The sequence below is a fragment of the Rhodoferax aquaticus genome (assembly GCF_006974105.1).
Taxonomy (GTDB): domain Bacteria; phylum Pseudomonadota; class Gammaproteobacteria; order Burkholderiales; family Burkholderiaceae_C; genus Allorhodoferax; species Allorhodoferax aquaticus_A.
This window is the reverse complement of sequence record NZ_CP036282.1, coordinates 4,002,097-4,019,690: the sequence shown is the minus strand read 5'-3', so window position 1 is coordinate 4,019,690 and position 17,594 is coordinate 4,002,097. Positions and strand designations below refer to the sequence as shown.

The window sequence follows — 17,594 nt, the reverse complement described above, 5'->3', positions numbered from 1 at the left end:
GGCATAGATGTCTAGGCGGCCATCGCGTGCCACATTAGGTAGAACTACGCGGGCACTTTCGCTTTTTCGCACTTCGGGCACAATTGACGTTTACGTAAACGTCAATTCGTTTGCATTGCCGCTTAGCGCACCCCAACCATGAGAGGAAGACCATGTCAGAAACCGTTGTGATCGTCAGCGCCGCCCGCACCCCTATGGGTGGTTTTCAGGGGGATTTCACCAGCTTAGCTGCCCATGATTTGGGCGGTGCTGCTATCAAGGCCGCCGTGGAGCGCGCCGGCATCAGCCCGGAGCTGGTGACCGAGGTCATCTTCGGCAACTGCCTAATGGCCGGCCAGGGCCAAGCGCCTGCGCGCCAGGCTGCGTTCAAGGGCGGCTTGCCCAAGAGCGCGGGCGCGGTCACGCTCTCCAAGATGTGCGGCTCCGGCATGCGCGCCGCCATGTTTGCGCACGACATGTTGCTGGCCGGCAGCCACGATGTGCTGGTGGCCGGTGGCATGGAAAGCATGACCAACGCGCCCCACCTGCTGCTCAAGGGCCGCAGCGGCATCCGTATCGGCCACGACCGGGTGATGGACCACATGATGCTCGACGGCCTGGAAGACGCGTACGAGGCCGGTCGCTCCATGGGCACCTTCGGGGAAGACTGCGCCGCCAAATACAGCTTCACCCGTGAGCAACAAGACAACTTTGCCACAGCCAGCGTACAGCGTGCGCAGGCAGCTATCAAATCAGGAGCGTTTGAGGCGGAGATTACGCCCGTTACGGTCAAAACCCGTGCTGGCGACGTGCAGGTCAGTGTCGATGAAGGCCCCGGTAAGATCAAGTTGGACAAGATTCCCACGCTCAAGGCCGCGTTCAAAAAAGACGGCACCATCACCGCCGCCAGCAGCAGCTCCATCAACGACGGCGCAGCCGCCATGGTGCTGATGCGCGAAGGTACTGCCAAAGACCTCGGCTGCAAGCCGCTGGCCAAGATCGTGGCCCACGCCACCCACGCCCAAGAGCCCAATTGGTTCGCTACCGCGCCAGTGGGTGCCACCCAGAAGGTGCTGGCCAAAGCCGGCTGGAAGGTGGAAGACGTGGACCTGTGGGAAATCAACGAAGCCTTCGCCGTGGTGCCCATGGCGCTGATGGCCGAGCTGAACATCCCGCACGACAAGGTGAATGTGAACGGCGGTGCTTGCGCGCTGGGCCACCCCATTGGCGCGTCAGGCGCACGCATCATGGTGACCTTGATCCACGCATTAAAGGCGCGCGGCCTCAAAAAGGGCGTAGCCACCCTGTGCATTGGTGGTGGCGAGGCCACGGCTTTGGCCTTGGAGTTGCTCTAAGCAATGCCTGACCTTTGGAAGCGGTAATGTTGAGGTGCGCGCTAAGTCGGAAGACACGGCGCAGCTTCTGAAATACTACGGGTTTTGCCCGCTTCAGGATCACCATGCAGCCTACCCCCGAGATCACCCACTTCTGGCGCGACTTTGCCGCCGCAGAGGCCAGCCTTCAAACGCTCTCGCTGAGCGAGCGGGTGGAGCGCGCCAACGCGCTGCTGGAGCCGCATGTGCAGGGCCTTGCCTTGGAGATCATGGGCAAAGAGGGTGAGGCGGTGGTGGACCTGATTGTGACCGCGCACGGGCACATTGAGAACTTTCAGCGGCTCACCCAACTGGTGGCAGCTGCTCCCAAGTTGGCGCACAACCGTGTGATTGCGTTTCGGGAGCGCAGTGCCAACCCCGACTTTCCCATTGGGATGGATGGCTTTGAACTCGCAAGCCACGAGGTGTTGGTTTCTTTGCAGCAAGACAATGGGCAAGTGGCCTTGGAGCTGCGATTTGCGCGCGAGATTCCGTATGACTTTGTGGACCATGCGCGCCAAATGACCTTCATCATGTTGGACCATGTGTTGGGTGAGTTTGACTTTGCGGTCAAGGTTGGCGCGGTGGACTTTGTGGATGAAGACTTTGAGCAAGACCAAGCGTGGATTGCGCTGAGTCAGCTGCCGCCTGTGTTTGACGCCTACTGGGCGCAAACCATGGGCCACACGGGCCATTTCCCCGCGGGTGAGCATGATTGGGAAGGCTTTGACCTGCAGTTCAACTGCGCCGTGGACGACGAAGGCAATGAGGTCGCAGATTCCGATTTGCCAGAGGGCGAGGCGGGCGAATCCGAGCAAGGCGAGGTCATGGTCAACACCAGCGCCAACGCAGTTGCCATGCGCGCCGATTTGGCATGGGCCTTGTCGCTGGACTTTGCCACGCCGGATGACGCCACACGCACTGCGGTGCAAGACCTGCAGGCGCAAGCGGCGACCTTGTTGCAAGTGCCGCAACTCGGTATTGGTGTGTGGACGCTGCAGCGCGAAGGCCGTCGCCAAGCCCTGTATTACGTGAGTGACGAGCAATTGGCCAAGCAGGCGTTGGCCCCTTTGCTGGCGCGCGAAGTAGCCGCGTCGCTGGAGATGAAAGTGGACTTTGACCCCGCGTGGTCGGGCTACTTTGAGTATGCAAGCTACTTGTTGTAAACCTACTGCTGCAATCAAACCATGAAAACCGTTTTGGTGATGGGCGCATCCCGTGGCATCGGCCTAGAGCTGGTGCGCCAATATGTAGAAGCGGGCGACCGCGTGATCGCCACCGCGCGCGATGAGGCGGGGCTGGCCTGTTTGCGCGACATGGGGGCAGAGCCTAAGACGCTGGATGTGGCCAACCCCGCCAGCGTGAGCGGCCTGAGCTGGCAGCTCGATGGCGAGAAGATTGACATCGCCTACTACGTGGCTGGCGTGTTTTCAGATGAAGACGCCAAATCCCCACCCACGCAACAGGCGTTTGACGCCATGATGCATGTGAACGTGCTGGGTGCCATGCAAGCACTGCCGCAAGTAGCGCCTTGGGTGGAAGAGGCGCGCGGCCAGTTCGTTTTCATTACCAGCGACTTCGCCCACATCGGCGGTGTGCAAAGCAGCCGTGCGTGGATGTACCACGTGAGCAAAGCCGCACTGAATATGGCGGTGGTGGCCGCGCAGCCGGACTACCCGAATGCGCAGTTTTTACTCATTCACCCTGGCTGGGTGCGCACCGACATGGGCACCGCCCAGGCCCCGTTGCTGCCGGAAGACAGCGTGGCGGCCATTCGCAAGACGGTGGCACAGCGCAAGACCCCAAAGACCTCACACACCTGTGCGGATGTGCCCTACCTGCGCTGGGACGGCAGCGCCTTTAGTGGCTGGTAAGCCACGCCCAACTGACAACCCACAAGACACCCACAAGAAGGACAAGCCCCCATGCTGCTGACCCAAGACCAAGAAATGATCCGTGACGCCGTGCGCGACTTTGCCCAAGCCGAGCTCTGGCCGAACGCCGCCAAGTGGGACAGAGAGCACACCTTCCCCAAAGCGGTGCACCAAGGCTTGGCTGCGCTGGGCGCCTATGGCATTTGCGTGCCCGAAGAATTGGGCGGTGCGGGGCTGGACTATGTGACCCTGGCCTTGGTGCTGGAGGAAATTGCGGCGGGGGATGGCGGCACCAGCACGGTGATCAGCGTCACCAACTGCCCGGTTAACGCCATCCTCATGAAGTACGGCAACGCGCAGCAGAAAAAACAGTGGCTGGAGCCGCTGGCCCAGGGCCGGATGCTGGGCGCTTTTTGCCTCACCGAGCCGCATGTGGGCAGCGATGCCTCGTCCCTGCGCACCACGGCGGTGAAGGAGGGCGACCACTACGTCATCAATGGCGTCAAACAGTTCATCACCAGCGGCAAAAACGGCGATGTGGCCATCGTCATCGCGGTGACCGACAAAGGTGCCGGCAAGAAGGGCATGAGCGCCTTTCTGGTGCCCACCAACGCGCCGGGCTATGTGGTCGCGCGGCTGGAAGACAAGCTCGGCCAGCACAGCAGCGACACCGCCCAAATCAACTTCGACAACTGCCGCATTCCCGTCGAGAACCTGATCGGCAAAGAGGGCGAGGGCTACGGCATTGCACTCGGTGGGCTGGAGGGCGGGCGCATCGGCATTGCAGCGCAAAGCGTGGGCATGGCCCGCAGCGCACTCGAGGTGGCGATTGCCTATGCCAAAGACCGCCAGAGCTTCGGCCAACCCATCTTCAACCACCAAGCGGTGGGCTTCCGCTTAGCGGACTGCGCCACGCAGTTGGAAGCCGCGCGCCAATTGATCTGGCATGCCGCTGCCCTGCGTGACGCGGGCCGCCCCTGCCTCAAAGAGGCCGCCATGGCCAAGCTGTTTGCCAGCGAGATGGCAGAGAAGGTGTGCAGCGCCGCCATCCAGACCCTGGGCGGCTACGGCTATGTGAGCGACTTTCCGGTAGAGCGCATCTACCGTGACGTGCGCGTGTGCCAGATTTACGAGGGCACCAGCGACGTGCAGAAGATCATCATCCAGCGGGCTTTGTAATGGCCATCACCTTCCCCGCGGGTGTCACCGTCTTCGAGCGGGGCTGGCTGTCCAGCAACAACATCCTGATCCAGGGCGAGGGGGGCACCGCGCTCATCGACAGCGGCTACTGCACGCATGCTGAGCAAACATTGGCGCTGGTGGAGTCTGCCTTGCAAGGCCGGCCGCTGGACCTGCTGCTCAACACCCATTTGCACAGCGACCACTGCGGTGGCAACGCCGCGCTGCAAGCGCGCTTTCCCGAACTACAAACCCACATCCCGCCCGGCCATGCCGACTATGTGCGCGTGTGGGACGCCTATGCCTTGAGCTACACACCCACCGGCCAGCACTGCCCGCGTTTCAGCCTGAGCGCCACGCTGCAGCCCGGTAGTGAAATGCATTTGGGTGACCTGCAGTGGCAGGTACACGCGGCTCCCGGCCATGACCCGCACTCCGTCATCCTGTTTGAGCCCCAGAGCCGCACGCTGGTGTCGGCCGACGCGCTGTGGGAAAAAGGCTTTGGTGTGGTGTTCCCCGAGCTCGATGGTGATGACGCCTTCGACGAGGTGTCCGCCACGCTGGATGTGATCGAGCGGCTGAACCCCGCCACCGTCATCCCCGGTCATGGCGCTGCGTTTACCGACGCGCCGCAAGCCATTGCCTATGCGCGCCAGCGCCTCAACGGCTTTGTGCAAAACCCGGGCAAGCATGTGCAGTATGCGATCAAGGTATTGGTCAAGTTCAAGTTGCTGGAGGCGCAAGCCATAGAGCGGGCTGCTTTGGAGCAGTGGATGCAAAGCACGCGCTACTTTGCGGACACCTTTGGCAAACACTTTGACGCGAATAAGTTCACCGATGGCGTGGACCACCTGGTGCAAGACCTGGTGCGCTCGGGCGCTGCTGCTGTGCAAGGCAGTGTGATTTACAACCGCTAAGTTCTGGAGCTCCCTATGCCCATCACCAAATCATCCCGTGCCCTGGTTGACGAAGCCATGGCGCAAGTCACCACCTACAGCGTGGCCGAGGTGCAGGCCCGCCTGCATGACCCGCGGGTGCAGATCGTGGACATTCGCGACATCCGTGAGCTCAACGACGGCACCGTGGTGGGCTCTTTCCACGCGCCGCGCGGCATGCTGGAGTTCTGGGTAGACCCAGACTCACCCTACCACAAGCCGGTGTTTGCCGATGCGTCCAAAGAGTTCATCCTGTTTTGCGGTGCGGGCTGGCGCAGTGCGCTGGCGGCCAAAGCCTTGCAAGACATGGGCATGACCAATGTGGCCCACATCGACGGTGGCTGGGGTGAATGGGTCAAGGCCGGTGCCCCCACCGAAACCCTGGAAGCGCAAAAGGCGCGCCGCCAAGCCAAGGCATGATGGAGGGCATGAAGCCCTTTGCGATGACAGAAGCCTGCCCTTGTGGCCGGCAGCACCAGAAGAAACCACTCCCCTACGCCCAATGCTGTGGCCGTTGGCTGGAGAGTGATACCCCCGCCACGGATGCCGAGAGCCTGATGCGCAGCCGCTACTGCGCCTTTGTGCTGGAGCGCGAGCCGTACCTTCTCAAAACCTGGCACGCCAGCCACCGGCCTGCGCGCATCGCGTTTGACCCCGGCGTGAAATGGCTGGGGCTGGAGGTGCGCAGCCACACGGTGCAAGACGCCACCCACGCCGAGGTGGAGTTTGTAGCGCGCCAGAAACCGCCAAGTGGTGCGGCCATGCGGCTGCATGAGCGCAGTCGCTTTGTACGGGAAGATGGTGCCTGGTTGTATGTGGATGGAGACGCGCTGTGATGTCTGAAGCGGTGTTGTTCGACCGCGCTGGCGAGTGACGCGAGGCCTGAGCCTTCAGGTTTGTGGCCTTGCGCTGCGCCTGAACTCTGCGGGCGTTTGCCCTGTCCAGCCTTTGAAGGCGCGGATAAAGCTCTTCTCGTTCTGAAAGCCTGCGGCCTCGGCCACCTGCTTGATGGGGCGGGGGCTGCGCAATAGCAGCTCGGCGGCCTTGCTGTGCCGCACTTCGTCTTTGAGTGCCTGCAGCGTCGCACCTTCTTCCTTGAGCTGGCGGTGCAGGGTACGGGGTGACACATGCAGCAAGCCCGCCAAGGCCTCTGCGCTGTGGGTGTCTTGGGGTTGCTTGCCTAGCAGTTGGCGCACTTGTTGCACCAGCAAGCGGTCGCGACGGTATTGCAAAACCGTCAGCGGCAGGGCGTTTTGCAGCATGTGCTGCAAGGCTTTTTCATCGCGACGCAAGGCCAAGTCAAGGTAGCGCGCATCAAAAAAGATAGCGGCTTGCGCTTGCTGGAAGCGCGTAGGGGCTGCAAACAGCACCGCATAAGCGTCTTGGTGAGGGGGAGCGTCAAACGGGAAGCTCGCACCCTTCAGGGCAATGCGCGAGTCGATCAGCCAGCAGGCCACGCCCAGCACATTGCGCAGCACGGAGACCATGCAGAACTCGCGGAAGGGCCCCGGGATCCGGTTGGGTTTGGGCGTACAGGGTGGCTGAAGTTTTTGCTCCCTGTCCCCCGCCCGCTTTGCGGGCTCCTCCTTGACCTGCGCAAAAGCCCCATGCCCTTGGTCTGGTGGCGTCGCATTCTCGGTGAGCACGATGCTGGCGGTGTCACCTTCGATGTTGAGCGTGAGGGTGATGTCCGGCGCAATCAGGCCGTGGTGGCGGCACCAGCGGCTCAGCGCCACGTGCAGGGTGGGCGCTGAAATCGAGGCGCGCGCCAGCATGCCGTAGCTGCCCCAAGGCAGGCGGCGGCTGAACCAGCCCAGGGCTTCATCGTCGAGCTCACGCATGGCTGCCTCTGACATGCGCTCCATCTGCCATGCGCTAATGCGCGCGTCGGCTTGCGCCAGCTGCTCTGGCGTAATCTGCGCCTGTGCGAGCGCGCGCGCGGGGTCTTTGTTGTAGCGTGCGTAGGCCTGGACCATCGCTCTTACAAAAGCCATAGGTGTAGCGGTGATGGGTGACGAGGCTGGCATCTCAGAAGTGTGCCAAAAATTGTGCATCTTGTGGCACGATTTGCAACCTCGCAAGCCAGCGCTGCTGCACACCTTGGCCGCACAATGCTGGCTGACTGATCAACCTTGACCGGATGCGCCCCATGACGATGCTGGATTCCAAACTCAACCCGCGTTCCGCCGACTTTGCAGCCAACGCTGCTGCCATGCGTGCACTCGTGGTCGACCTCAACGCGCAGATCGACAAAGCCGCCCTCGGCGGTGGCGAAGCCGCCCGCGCCAAGCACACCGCCCGCGGCAAACTGCTGCCACGCGACCGCGTGGGCATGCTGCTGGACCCCGGTACCCCTTTCCTCGAGCTTTCCCCCTTGGCCGCGCTGGCCATGTACCCCGACCGTGACGGCACCGACAGCGCGCCCTGCGCCGGGGTGATTGCCGGGATTGGGCGAGTCAGCGGCGTGGATTGCATGATCGTGTGCAACGACGCCACGGTGAAGGGCGGCACCTACTACCCGCTCACCGTCAAGAAGCATTTGCGCGCCCAGGAAGTGGCGGCGCAAAACAACCTGCCCTGCATCTACCTGGTGGACTCAGGTGGCGCGAACTTGCCCAACCAGGACGAGGTCTTCCCCGACCGTGACCACTTCGGCCGCATCTTCTTCAACCAGGCCAATATGAGCGCGCAGGGCATTGCGCAAATCGCCGTGGTGATGGGCAGCTGCACGGCCGGTGGCGCGTATGTGCCCGCCATGAGTGATGAGACCATCATCGTTAAAAACCAGGGCACCATCTTTCTGGGTGGCCCCCCGCTGGTGAAGGCTGCGACGGGTGAAGTGGTGACGGCCGAAGACTTGGGCGGTGGCGATGTGCACACGCGCCTCTCCGGCGTGGCCGACCACCTGGCGCAGAACGACCTGCATGCGCTGTCGCTAGCGCGTGAGGCGATTGCGCATTTGAATAAAAACAAGGCCCCGACCCCCGAATTGCGTGCGCCAGTAGCTCCTAAATTTGCAGCAGAAGAGTTGTATGGGGTGATCCCCACCGACACCCGCAAGCCTTTTGATGTGCGCGAAATCATCGCCCGCATCGTCGACGGCTCGGAGCTGCATGAGTTCAAGCCCCGCTACGGCACCACCCTGGTTTGCGGCTTTGCCCATGTGGAAGGCATGCCGGTGGGCATCATCGCCAACAACGGCATTTTGTTCAGCGAGTCCGCGCTCAAGGGCGCGCACTTCATCGAGCTGTGCTGCCAGCGCAAGATTCCTCTGGTGTTTTTGCAGAACATCACCGGCTTCATGGTGGGGCGCAAATACGAGAACGAGGGCATCGCCCGCAACGGCGCCAAGATGGTGACGGCCGTGGCGACCGCGCAGGTACCCAAGTTCACCATCATCATCGGCGGCAGCTTCGGGGCCGGCAACTACGGCATGTGCGGCCGCGCCTACAGCCCCCGCTTCTTATGGATGTGGCCTAACGCGCGTATCAGCGTCATGGGCGGCGAGCAGGCGGCCAGCGTGCTGGCCACCGTCAAGCGCGACGGCATTGAAGGCAAGGGCGGCGCTTGGAGCATGGAGGAAGAAGAAGCCTTCAAAGCCCCCATCCGCCGCCAGTACGAAGAACAGGGCCACCCCTACTTCGCCACCGCCCGCTTGTGGGACGACGGCATCATTGACCCTGCCGACACCCGCCGCGTGCTGGCGCTGGGGCTAAGTGCGTCATTGAACGCGCCCATCCCTGAGACGAAATTCGGCGTGTTCCGGATGTAAGCAAGTGGGTCGGTTCACGCACATGGCCATCTATCGCGCGCTGCTACTCGCGTGCGTGCTGGGCATGGGTGCTTTGCATGCGCAAACCCGTGCTGCAACGCCCACAGCAACGCCCGAAGTCTTATCCGTTGACATGCGTGAGGAGATCGTGCGAACCCAGGCCACGGTGACCGACTTGTACGGACGGCGCGAAACCAAGACCCTGCCCATCACGGTGTACCGGCCTGCGGGTGAGGGGCCGTTTCCTTTGGTGGTGTTTAACCATGGGCGGGCCGTGGCCGCCATGCGTGCGCAGCAAGGGCGCTATCGGCCCGACGCAGCCGCGCGGTATCTGGTAGGCAAGGGCTTTGTGGTGCTGGTGCCCAACCGCATTGGGTATTGGGAAACCTATGGCGACTTTGATCCCGAGAACAACGGCAGCTGTGCAAGCCCCCGCATCGAGCCCATGTCGTTGGCTGCTTCCGACCAGGTGTTGGCGACCGTGGAGTTTGCCAAGACCTTGCCTTATGTCGACGCCAGTCGGTGGTTGGTGGTGGGGCAATCGGTCGGTGGCTTAACCAGCGTCGCCACGGTGGGGCGCGCTCCAGCCGGCTTGCTGGGTGGCATTAACTTTGCGGGCGGCACAGGGGGCGAACCTGAGGCGCACCCTGGTCAACCCTGTGCGCCACATGCCATTGCGCGGTATTGGGGCGGGTTGGCCAAAAACGCCAAAGTGCCCATGCTGTGGCTGTACTGGGAGAACGACAAATACTGGGGTGCCAATGTGCCCAAAACCTGGCACCAAGCGTGGGTTGACGGCGGTGGCCAAGCGGTGCTGGCTACCTTTGGCCCAAGCGGCGACGATGGGCATGGGGGCCTGATGACCGACATGGACCACTGGGTGCCCGCAGTGGACGCTTTTTTGATCGGTTTGGGGTTTACGGCCCCCGCCATTCCTGTGCGCCCGGTCGCCACGGCGTTTGCCGACCTCACGGACGCCACCCAAGTGCCTGTGCGCAGTGAGTTCCAAGCCGCTTATGCCAAGTTTTTGACCTTGGGCGTGCCCCGCGCGTTTGCGGTAGGCAACAAGGGCGGCTACGGCTATGCCAGGGGCGACTATGCCATGGGCCGTGCCTTAGGCAATTGCCAGCGCCAAGGCCAAAAGTGCGCGCTCTATGTGGTGGATCAGGATGTAGTGTGGACCGCCCCATGAAACGCATGTGTGCTCGCTTGGCGATGCGATGGGCCGTGCGCTATGGGCAATACCCGGGCAGCTACCACGCGTTTGACGGCATGAGCCCGGTGCCCGCACCTACGGCTTACGCAGCGCTCACCGAGGTGGACCGCGTGCCTCGCCTTGGCGAGACGACCAAAGCCATGTACCGCGAATGGCTAGAGAAACCTTTTCCCCGGGCGGTCGCGGTATCTGACAAAGGCGCGTTGGCGCGCGGGTACGGACGCACCGCCATGGAATACGCCATCACCACCTGTCAAAAGTTCGGCAGCCCCTGTCGCCTCTACGCCGTAGACGACCAGGTGGTTTGGGTCAGCCCCTAGCGTCGCATCAGGCGCTCCATTGAAAGAAAGAAGACTATGTTCACCAAAATTCTCATCGCAAACCGTGGCGAGATCGCCTGCCGGGTGGCCGCCACTGCTGCGCGGCTAGCTGTTAAAACCGTCGCGGTGTATTCCGATGCGGATGCGCACGCCAAGCATGTGGCGGCGTGTGACGAGGCGGTGCACATTGGGGGCAGCGCTCCCAAAGACAGCTACCTGCGCTGGGAGCGCATCATCGAAGCGGCCAAGGCTACGGGTGCCCAGGCCATTCACCCGGGCTATGGTTTCCTGAGCGAAAACGAAGAATTTGCCAACGCCTGCGCCGCTGCCGGGCTGGTGTTTATCGGGCCACCGGCCAGTGCCATCCAGGCCATGGGCCTGAAAGCCGAGTCCAAGCAGCTGATGGAAAAGGCCGGTGTGCCGCTGGTGCCCGGCTACCACGCCGCGGACCAAGACCCAGCCCTGCTGCAGCGCGAGGCCGACCGCATTGGCTACCCCGTGCTCATCAAGGCCAGCGCAGGCGGTGGCGGCAAGGGCATGCGCGCGGTGGACAAGGCGCAAGACTTTGCAGACGCGCTCGCATCCTGCAAGCGCGAGGCGATCAACAGCTTTGGTGATGACGCAGTGCTGATTGAAAAATACGTGCAGCGGCCACGCCATATCGAAATTCAGGTGTTCGGCGACACATTGGGCAACTACGTGTACCTGTTTGAGCGCGATTGTTCCGTGCAGCGCCGCCACCAAAAGGTGTTGGAAGAAGCGCCCGCACCGGGCATGACGCCCGCACTGCGCGCCCAAATGGGCCAGGCCGCCGTCGAAGCGGCGCGTGCTGTGAACTATGTGGGTGCTGGCACGGTGGAGTTCATCGTGGAGCAGCCCGGCGGCTACGGATTGGAAGGGGCCGATGAAGGTTTTGCCGCCGGGCCGCCCCAAGGCGAAACAGCCCCCTTGGGGGGCAGCGATCCAACGCAGCGGCAGAGCGTGGGGGCCAGGTTCTATTTCATGGAGATGAACACCCGCTTGCAGGTGGAGCACCCGGTGACGGAAGCCATCACCGGGCTGGACCTGGTGGAGTGGCAGTTGCGTGTGGCCAGTGGCGAGCCGCTGCCTTTGCGCCAAGACCAGCTGCAGATCCACGGCCATGCCATCGAGGCCCGCATCTGCGCGGAAAACCCCGACAACAACTTCTTGCCTGCCACCGGCAGCTTGCATGTGTATGGGCTGCCCCCGCATGTGACTTTTGAGCGTGCACCCCAAGGCGTGCGCGTGGACTCCGGCGTGCGCGAGGGCGATGCCATCAGCCCGTTTTATGACTCCATGGTGGCCAAGCTGATCGTGCATGGTGCTACCCGCGAAGAGGCGCTGGCCCGGCTGGACGCGGCGCTCGCACAGACCCACATCGTGGGGCTGGCGACCAATGTGCAGTTTTTGCGGCACGTGACCACCAGTGCCTCGTTTGTTGCGGCCCAGCTCGACACCGCGCTGATTCCCCGCGAGGCCGCAGCCTTGTTCAACCAGGACAAGGTGGGCCTGCCTCTGGCCGCAGCCGCCCTGATTGCACACACCTTACAAGCCGGGGAACGCCTCGCCGCCCAGCCAGATGCCCGGGGCTGGCAAGACCCCTGGGCGCAGCGCGATGGCTGGAAGTCGCATGGCGCGCAGGTGCGCAGCTTTGCGGTGGAGTACGCTGGAGAGGCGCACACCGTGCTGCTGCGCAGCCCACGTGGCGGTGCCACGGGCTTGCAGCTCAATGTGGGGGCGTTTACGGCGGACTTGGCATTTGCACCCACGGCAGATGGCGGGCTGGATGTGCAGCTAGGCGCTCAGCGCCAACGGGTGCGTGTGTACCGAAAAGGTGAGGTGGCGCACGTATTTACTGCGCAAGGTGCTACACAAATCATAGTGATCGATGCCTTGGCGCACGCGGGTGATACGCAGTCCGAGGGGGGCCGCTTGACCGCCCCTATGCCCGGCAAAGTGGTGTCATTTGCCGTCAAAGCCGGTGACGTGGTGAAGAAAGGCCAAGCGCTGGCCGTGATGGAGGCCATGAAGATGGAGCACACCATTGCCGCACCGGCCGATGGCACGGTGGCTGAATTGATGTTCGCGCCGGGGGACCAAGTCACCGAGGGCAGCGAGTTGCTGCGCATGGCCGTACCCGCCTGAGGGAGCGCAGTCTGCACTGCGGCGAAAATGCGGGTATGACTTCTTTGCGCATCACCTACTATTCGGCCGACTTTGACGAGGCCACCTGGATCTCTGGACTGCAAGCGGCCATTCCTGGCGCCCAGGTCAGCCTCTGGCAGCCCGGCGCACCGGTGGCAGACTACGCCGTGGTGTGGAAGCCGCCGCAGCAGATGCTGGATGAGCAAGCGGGCCTCAAGGCCATCTTCAATACCGGTGCCGGCGTTGACGCCCTGATGAAGCTGAAACTGCCAGCCGGTGTTCCCGTCATCCGGCTGGACGATGCGGGCATGGCGGTGCAGATGGCGGAGTACGTGTGCCATGCGGTGATCCGCCATTTCCGCGAGTTCGATGGCTATGAGGCCGACATGCACAAGGGCAAGTGGTCCTTCCGCAAGCCGCGCAGCCGGGCGGACTACCCCGTGGGCGTGCTGGGGCTGGGTGTGTTGGGCGAGCGCGTGGCCAAAGCGGTGGCGCAGTTTGACTTTCCGGTCAATGGCTGGAGCCGGTCGCCGAAAGCGCTGGATGGCGTGCAGTGTTTTTCTGGCGAGCAGGGCTTGGATGCGTTCTTGGCCGCCAGCCGCGTTTTGGTGTGTCTCTTGCCCTTGACGCGGGACACAGAAAACCTGATCAATGCGCAGCGTCTGGCCCAGTTGCAAGCAGGGGGCTATGTCATCAATGTCGCCCGTGGTGCCCATGTGGTGGACGCGGACTTGCTGGCTGCAATCGCCAGCGGGCATGTGGCAGGCGCCACATTGGACGTGTTTCGCACCGAGCCACTGCCCCCAGACCACCCCTTTTGGACCTGCCCCCAACTCACCCTCACGCCCCACACCTCGGCGCGCACCTTGCGCTCTGAGAGCATTGCCCAGATCGCCCGCAAAATTGCGGCCCTGCAAAACGGGCAGAGCGTGGCGGGGCTGGTGGACACTGGTCGAGGCTACTGAGCCGCATGACAGGGACTGATGCCTTTACTGCCTTGGTGCGTGCGCGTACCTCGGTGCGTGGCTTTACGGATCAGCCGGTGCCCGATGACTTGCTGCGTGCGCTGTTGGTCAATGCGCGGCTGGCCCCCAGCGGTGCCAACTTGCAGCCGGGCAGCTTTGTCCAAGTGCGTGGCGCGGTGCGCGAAGGGCTGTCGCAGGCCATGTCGGCGGCTTACCGCGCGGGCAGTGCCGAGGCCGAGGACTACAGCTATTTCCCCGACCCCATGCCCGGCCATTTGCGCCGCCGCCAAGTGGCGGCAGCGCGTGCGCTGTACGACAGCATCGGCATTGCCCGCGACGACCGCGCCGGGCGCGACCAGCAGTTTGAGCGCAACTTCCGCTTCTTTGATGCGCCCGTTGCTTTGGTCGTCACCATCGAGCGGGGCCTGGGCAGTGGCAGCTTTATGGACTTGGGGATGGCGCTGTATGGTCTTTTGCTGGCTGCGCAGTCTCGGGGGCTGGCCAGCTGTGCGATTGGTGCACTGGCGTCTTACCCTCACTTGGTGCGCAGCCACCTGGGCCTGGGGGCGGACAGTCACATCGTGTGCGGCGTGGCCATCGGTTTTGCAGATGCGAATGCGGTGGTCAACCAAACCCGTACCAGCCGCATCGATGTAGACAGTTTTTTCAAGGTAGTCGGCTAGCCCAGCCATTGCACCAGCGTGGCCGCACCGATGCCACCCGCGCCGGCCACTGCGGCCAAGCCGTAGGCGCGGAGGTGATTGAAGCGCTGCAAATCTGAGAGCGCCCGCACCAATGCGATTGCGCCCGAAGCGCCTATAGGGTGCCCGCGCGCAATGCCGCCCCCCAGGCGGTTGAGCATGGTTGCATCCAGACCCAATGCGTCGCAAAACGTCAAACCTTGCACGGCAAACGCATCATGCAGTTCCATGACGTCGCAGGCGTGCACATCTGGCAGTTCCGCGCGCTGCAGCACGGCACGTGTGGCGGCTTCGGCCGCCAGCAGGGGCATGGCAGGGTCCATGCCTAGGGACGCGCTGGCCCGCCACTGCGCAGCGGGGCGAATGCCAAACTTGCGCGCTGCGGCCTCTGTCATCAGCAGCACCATCGCCGCCCCATCGGCACGGGTGGAAATGGCCAGGGTGCTGACTGCACAGTCCTCCGCCGCTGCGTTGGCATCTATCGCATCACCCACGGCTTGCACCGGCAGCCGGGCTGCGGCGGAAGGGCGCATGGCGCGAGGGTAGGCATCGAAGTGCAAGCCTGCAACCGGCACGATCTCTGGGGCCAATAGGGCACGGTGGGTGATCGCCCGCGCATGGCTGTGTAAGGCATATTCGTCTTGCCGCGCCCGGCTGATGCGGTGTGCGGCGGCATAGTCAGCGGCGGCTTGGAGCAGGTCGGGGTCGCGCGCCGGGTCGGGGGCGAAAGCCGGGCGCTCAAAAGTGACGGCGGGCTCGCCGGCCACCAAGGGGCGGTGTTGGCGTATGGGCGCACGGCTCCAGGCCTCTACGCCCCCGGCCACCACCACCTCGGCCTGGCCGCTGGCGAGCAGCCCGGCGGCCATGGCAACGGCATCCAGCCCGGCGCAGCATTGGGTGTCTATAGAAAACGCAGCGCAGCGGTCCGGTAGTCCGGCGGCCAGCGCCACCATGCGCGCGGGGTTGCCTCCAGCGCCCAAGGCATTGCCCATGACCACGGCCTCCACCGCGCTGGCCGGTAGACCGGCGCGCTGCAGCAGCGCTTGTAGCACGGGGGCTGCGATCTCATGGGCGTGTAGGTTACGGAAGGCGCCACCGTGCGGCGCGACCGCACTGCGCGCCCAGGCGGCGATTAACGCAGGGCTGTCAGGCATGGTGCGGCCTCGTGCGGGTGCGATGGCAGGGTGCGGCCTAGTGCCGGATGGTCCGTCTTGCCGCTGGCGGTGAAGGCCCATGTGGCATGCACCCAGATGTGGCGTGGCACTTTGAAGGCCTCCAACCGGCTGCGGCACCAGGCTTGCAGCGCAGGCAAGTCGGCTTGTTCACCGCCTGTCGCCCACTGAACGATGGCCACAATCTGCACACCACGCTGGGCATCGGGCAGCCCATGCACCGAGGCGCGGGCAACGGCGGGGTGGGCTTCCAGCACGGCTTCTAGTTCTTCAGGGAACAGCTTTTTGGCCAGGGTGACCAGCATGCGGCTTTCGCGCCCGGCCACCCACAAGCGGCCCTGATCGTCCAGGTGCCCCAGGTCTCGCACACAGACCCAGTCGCCATCTCGCAGGGCGGCCGTGTGGTCCTGGGCCGCGCCCACATAGTCCATGAACACCATGGGGCTGCGCACATAGATCAGGCCGTCCGGGCTGTCCGGTGTGGCACCACGTACATCTAACTCTACGGTTTCAAACGGGCGGCCCACCACCTGGTCGGGCAGGTCGGAGTGGGACTCGGTCCAGGCGATAAAGCTGGTCTCGGAGGCACCATAAAACTCGATGATGCGCGCCTCGGGAAACAGCGCTTGCAAGTCCGGGGTGCGGCTGCGCATCCAACGCGCACCGCTGATCAGGATGAGACGCACGCCCCGCACCGGGGGCAGTTGGCGGTGGGCGGCCCACTCCAGTATTAGCAGCAACTGACTGGGCACCGCGACCAGGCAGGGTGTGTGCCCCGTGGCCAAAGTGGCCAGTGCTGCAGACGCAGAAAACTGCTCCTGCACCACCACGCCTGCGCCCGTCCATAAGCCGAGCAGCATGCCGAAGAGAAAGAGCGAATGCGAATCCCGCCCCGGCGCGAGGATGCGGGTAGATGCGGCTTCGCCAAAGGTGCTCAGGCACAGCGCGAAACTCTCGGTCCATGAACGGTGGTGTCGCCTAAAGCCTTTGGGCAGGCCGGTGCTGCCGGAGGTGAAGCCGGTGTAGAAGGGGCTCAGTGGGGTCGGTGCGCCCATGTCGCAGGGCGTATCCGGCAGGCTGGAGCGCACGGCAGCCAGCACACTATCTGGCCAAGCCGGGTCGCTCACGGCAGCGCAGCGGCCACTGGCGATGGTGCCCAGAAAAGCGCTTAAGCGTTGGGGCAGTGGCAGGCTGCTGTCTTGCAGCACCGTGGCGGGGGCATGGCTGCTGGAAAGGGCCTCTGCATGGGCCTGCACTTGGTGCGCCAACTCCGCGAAAGTGATGTTGCCGGCCTCGCTTTGGATGGCGAAGGCCGCTCCCCGGTCCCGGGCCCAGTGGGATAGCCGGCTGTGCACCAGCTCCGGGGTCTGGGGCATCAGGCGCCTTGTTTGCCGAATTTCCAGTCGGGCAGGCCGCGCGCCACGGTGTGGCACACCACAGCGGTGAGCACGCACTTGATCAAGTCACCAGGCACAAACGCGCTGGTGCCGATCAGGGCTTGCTTGAGGCTCATGCCCGCAATGGCCATGAGGCCCACCACACCAGAGGCGTGAATCACCAACAAACCACCCACGACCGAAGCAATGAACGCACTGGTGGCAACACTGCGTGGCGAGCCAGCGGGCAAGCTGCGCATGAGCAAGCCAGTGACCAAGGCACCCACGGGCCAGGCCAGCAGGTAGCCCGCCGATGGCGTCATAAACACGCCAAAGCCGCCACGTCCGCCAGACAACAAGGGCAACCCAATAGCCACCGCCGTTAAAAACAAGAGCAGCGCTTGCAATGCCAAGCGCGGGCCCAGCAAGCAACCCGCCAGCATCACACCCAGCGTTTGCAAGGTGATAGGCACGCCCAAGGGCAGGTCAATTTTGGGGATCAGGCCCAGAACGGCCATCAATGCGGCGAACAGGGCGACGAGAGCGAGAGAGTGGTTACGTTGCAT

At 63.6% G+C, this 17,594-nt stretch carries 17 protein-coding genes; 13 read left to right on the top strand and 4 right to left on the bottom strand.

All coding sequences use genetic code 11. The features are described from left to right. Positions 1–152: 152 nt before the first annotated feature. From EXZ61_RS18615 to EXZ61_RS18585, 7 genes are all read left to right on the top strand, one after another. Positions 153–1,334 carry an acetyl-CoA C-acyltransferase gene (locus EXZ61_RS18615; protein WP_142813258.1) on the top strand — a complete coding sequence of 394 codons (1,182 nt, stop codon included), beginning with the start codon at positions 153–155 and terminating at the stop codon, positions 1,332–1,334. 104 nt (positions 1,335–1,438) lie between these two features. Next, positions 1,439–2,518: a DUF695 domain-containing protein gene (locus tag EXZ61_RS18610; protein WP_142813256.1), complete on the top strand. Its 1,080-nt coding sequence runs from the start codon at positions 1,439–1,441 to the stop codon at positions 2,516–2,518. Positions 2,519–2,539: 21 nt separating this feature from the next. Then, positions 2,540–3,226 (top strand): SDR family oxidoreductase, encoded by a 687-nt coding sequence (locus tag EXZ61_RS18605; RefSeq protein ID WP_142813254.1) that lies wholly within the window; start codon positions 2,540–2,542, stop codon positions 3,224–3,226. Between the two features lie 51 nt (positions 3,227–3,277). Next, complete coding sequence (locus EXZ61_RS18600) at positions 3,278–4,405, top strand: acyl-CoA dehydrogenase family protein (protein ID WP_142813251.1); 1,128 nt, start codon at positions 3,278–3,280, stop codon at positions 4,403–4,405. Then, entirely contained in the window at positions 4,405–5,322 is a 918-nt protein-coding gene (locus tag EXZ61_RS18595; RefSeq protein WP_142813249.1) for an MBL fold metallo-hydrolase, read from the top strand. Before EXZ61_RS18600 ends, EXZ61_RS18595 begins: the two co-directional genes overlap by 1 nt. A gap of 15 nt (positions 5,323–5,337) precedes the next feature. Beyond that, on the top strand, positions 5,338–5,760 hold the full coding sequence (locus tag EXZ61_RS18590; protein ID WP_142813247.1) for a rhodanese-like domain-containing protein: 423 nt from the start codon (positions 5,338–5,340) through the stop codon (positions 5,758–5,760). Between the two features lie 8 nt (positions 5,761–5,768). Further along, complete coding sequence (locus EXZ61_RS18585; protein ID WP_142813245.1) at positions 5,769–6,176, top strand: YchJ family protein; 408 nt, start codon at positions 5,769–5,771, stop codon at positions 6,174–6,176. Between the two features lie 54 nt (positions 6,177–6,230). On the opposite strand, the gene EXZ61_RS22255 is transcribed toward EXZ61_RS18585, so the two are convergent. Next, positions 6,231–7,367 (bottom strand): AraC family transcriptional regulator, encoded by a 1,137-nt coding sequence (locus EXZ61_RS22255; protein ID WP_237219005.1) that lies wholly within the window; start codon positions 7,365–7,367, stop codon positions 6,231–6,233. Between the two features lie 122 nt (positions 7,368–7,489). Here EXZ61_RS22255 and EXZ61_RS18570 point away from each other — a divergent pair, with 122 nt between their 5' ends. Genes EXZ61_RS18570 through EXZ61_RS18545 form a run of 6 tightly spaced genes read left to right on the top strand, consistent with a single transcriptional unit; the run spans position 7,490 to position 14,462 of the window. Beyond that, positions 7,490–9,112: a carboxyl transferase domain-containing protein gene (locus EXZ61_RS18570; RefSeq protein ID WP_142813243.1), complete on the top strand. Its 1,623-nt coding sequence runs from the start codon at positions 7,490–7,492 to the stop codon at positions 9,110–9,112. A gap of 22 nt (positions 9,113–9,134) precedes the next feature. Next, on the top strand, positions 9,135–10,304 hold the full coding sequence (locus EXZ61_RS18565; RefSeq protein ID WP_168224818.1) for an alpha/beta hydrolase family protein: 1,170 nt from the start codon (positions 9,135–9,137) through the stop codon (positions 10,302–10,304). Beyond that, on the top strand, positions 10,301–10,648 hold the full coding sequence (locus EXZ61_RS18560) for a hypothetical protein (RefSeq protein WP_142813241.1): 348 nt from the start codon (positions 10,301–10,303) through the stop codon (positions 10,646–10,648). Before EXZ61_RS18565 ends, EXZ61_RS18560 begins: the two co-directional genes overlap by 4 nt. Positions 10,649–10,684: 36 nt before the next feature. Then, positions 10,685–12,814, top strand: coding sequence for an acetyl/propionyl/methylcrotonyl-CoA carboxylase subunit alpha (locus tag EXZ61_RS18555; RefSeq protein WP_142813239.1), 2,130 nt, complete (start codon positions 10,685–10,687; stop codon positions 12,812–12,814). Between the two features lie 35 nt (positions 12,815–12,849). Beyond that, a complete protein-coding gene (locus EXZ61_RS18550; RefSeq protein ID WP_142813237.1) occupies positions 12,850–13,779 on the top strand; it encodes a 2-hydroxyacid dehydrogenase in 930 nt (309 codons plus the stop codon). Between the two features lie 5 nt (positions 13,780–13,784). Next, the gene (locus EXZ61_RS18545) at positions 13,785–14,462 is read left to right on the top strand and encodes a nitroreductase (RefSeq protein WP_142813235.1); all 678 of its coding nucleotides are present in this window, start codon (positions 13,785–13,787) and stop codon (positions 14,460–14,462) included. Here the strand turns inward: EXZ61_RS18545 and EXZ61_RS18540 are convergent. The 3 genes from EXZ61_RS18540 to EXZ61_RS18530 are packed head-to-tail and all read right to left on the bottom strand — an operon-like array spanning position 14,459 to position 17,594. After that, positions 14,459–15,634 (bottom strand): thiolase family protein, encoded by a 1,176-nt coding sequence (locus EXZ61_RS18540; RefSeq protein WP_142813233.1) that lies wholly within the window; start codon positions 15,632–15,634, stop codon positions 14,459–14,461. The genes EXZ61_RS18545 and EXZ61_RS18540 overlap by 4 nt on opposite strands. Next, a complete protein-coding gene (locus EXZ61_RS18535; RefSeq protein WP_142813230.1) occupies positions 15,613–17,028 on the bottom strand; it encodes an AMP-binding protein in 1,416 nt (471 codons plus the stop codon). Before EXZ61_RS18535 ends, EXZ61_RS18540 begins: the two co-directional genes overlap by 22 nt. After that, the gene (locus tag EXZ61_RS18530; RefSeq protein ID WP_142813228.1) at positions 17,028–17,594 is read right to left on the bottom strand and encodes a biotin transporter BioY; all 567 of its coding nucleotides are present in this window, start codon (positions 17,592–17,594) and stop codon (positions 17,028–17,030) included. Before EXZ61_RS18530 ends, EXZ61_RS18535 begins: the two co-directional genes overlap by 1 nt.

What these genes read in the sequence shown, in the direction of transcription:
- EXZ61_RS18540 (WP_142813233.1), bottom strand. Translation starts at nt 15,634, where the DNA reads ATGCCTGACAGCCCTGCGTTAATCGCCGCCTGGGCGCGCAGTGCGGTC.
- EXZ61_RS18585 (WP_142813245.1), top strand. Translation starts at nt 5,769, where the DNA reads ATGAAGCCCTTTGCGATGACAGAAGCCTGCCCTTGTGGCCGGCAGCAC.
- EXZ61_RS18595 (WP_142813249.1), top strand. Translation starts at nt 4,405, where the DNA reads ATGGCCATCACCTTCCCCGCGGGTGTCACCGTCTTCGAGCGGGGCTGG.
- EXZ61_RS18550 (WP_142813237.1), top strand. Translation starts at nt 12,850, where the DNA reads ATGACTTCTTTGCGCATCACCTACTATTCGGCCGACTTTGACGAGGCC.
- EXZ61_RS18610 (WP_142813256.1), top strand. Translation starts at nt 1,439, where the DNA reads ATGCAGCCTACCCCCGAGATCACCCACTTCTGGCGCGACTTTGCCGCC.
- EXZ61_RS18565 (WP_168224818.1), top strand. Translation starts at nt 9,135, where the DNA reads ATGGCCATCTATCGCGCGCTGCTACTCGCGTGCGTGCTGGGCATGGGT.
- EXZ61_RS18615 (WP_142813258.1), top strand. Translation starts at nt 153, where the DNA reads ATGTCAGAAACCGTTGTGATCGTCAGCGCCGCCCGCACCCCTATGGGT.
- EXZ61_RS18545 (WP_142813235.1), top strand. Translation starts at nt 13,785, where the DNA reads ATGACAGGGACTGATGCCTTTACTGCCTTGGTGCGTGCGCGTACCTCG.
- EXZ61_RS18555 (WP_142813239.1), top strand. Translation starts at nt 10,685, where the DNA reads ATGTTCACCAAAATTCTCATCGCAAACCGTGGCGAGATCGCCTGCCGG.
- EXZ61_RS22255 (WP_237219005.1), bottom strand. Translation starts at nt 7,367, where the DNA reads ATGCCAGCCTCGTCACCCATCACCGCTACACCTATGGCTTTTGTAAGA.
- EXZ61_RS18570 (WP_142813243.1), top strand. Translation starts at nt 7,490, where the DNA reads ATGACGATGCTGGATTCCAAACTCAACCCGCGTTCCGCCGACTTTGCA.
- EXZ61_RS18590 (WP_142813247.1), top strand. Translation starts at nt 5,338, where the DNA reads ATGCCCATCACCAAATCATCCCGTGCCCTGGTTGACGAAGCCATGGCG.
- EXZ61_RS18530 (WP_142813228.1), bottom strand. Translation starts at nt 17,594, where the DNA reads ATGCAACGTAACCACTCTCTCGCTCTCGTCGCCCTGTTCGCCGCATTG.
- EXZ61_RS18605 (WP_142813254.1), top strand. Translation starts at nt 2,540, where the DNA reads ATGAAAACCGTTTTGGTGATGGGCGCATCCCGTGGCATCGGCCTAGAG.
- EXZ61_RS18535 (WP_142813230.1), bottom strand. Translation starts at nt 17,028, where the DNA reads ATGCCCCAGACCCCGGAGCTGGTGCACAGCCGGCTATCCCACTGGGCC.
- EXZ61_RS18560 (WP_142813241.1), top strand. Translation starts at nt 10,301, where the DNA reads ATGAAACGCATGTGTGCTCGCTTGGCGATGCGATGGGCCGTGCGCTAT.
- EXZ61_RS18600 (WP_142813251.1), top strand. Translation starts at nt 3,278, where the DNA reads ATGCTGCTGACCCAAGACCAAGAAATGATCCGTGACGCCGTGCGCGAC.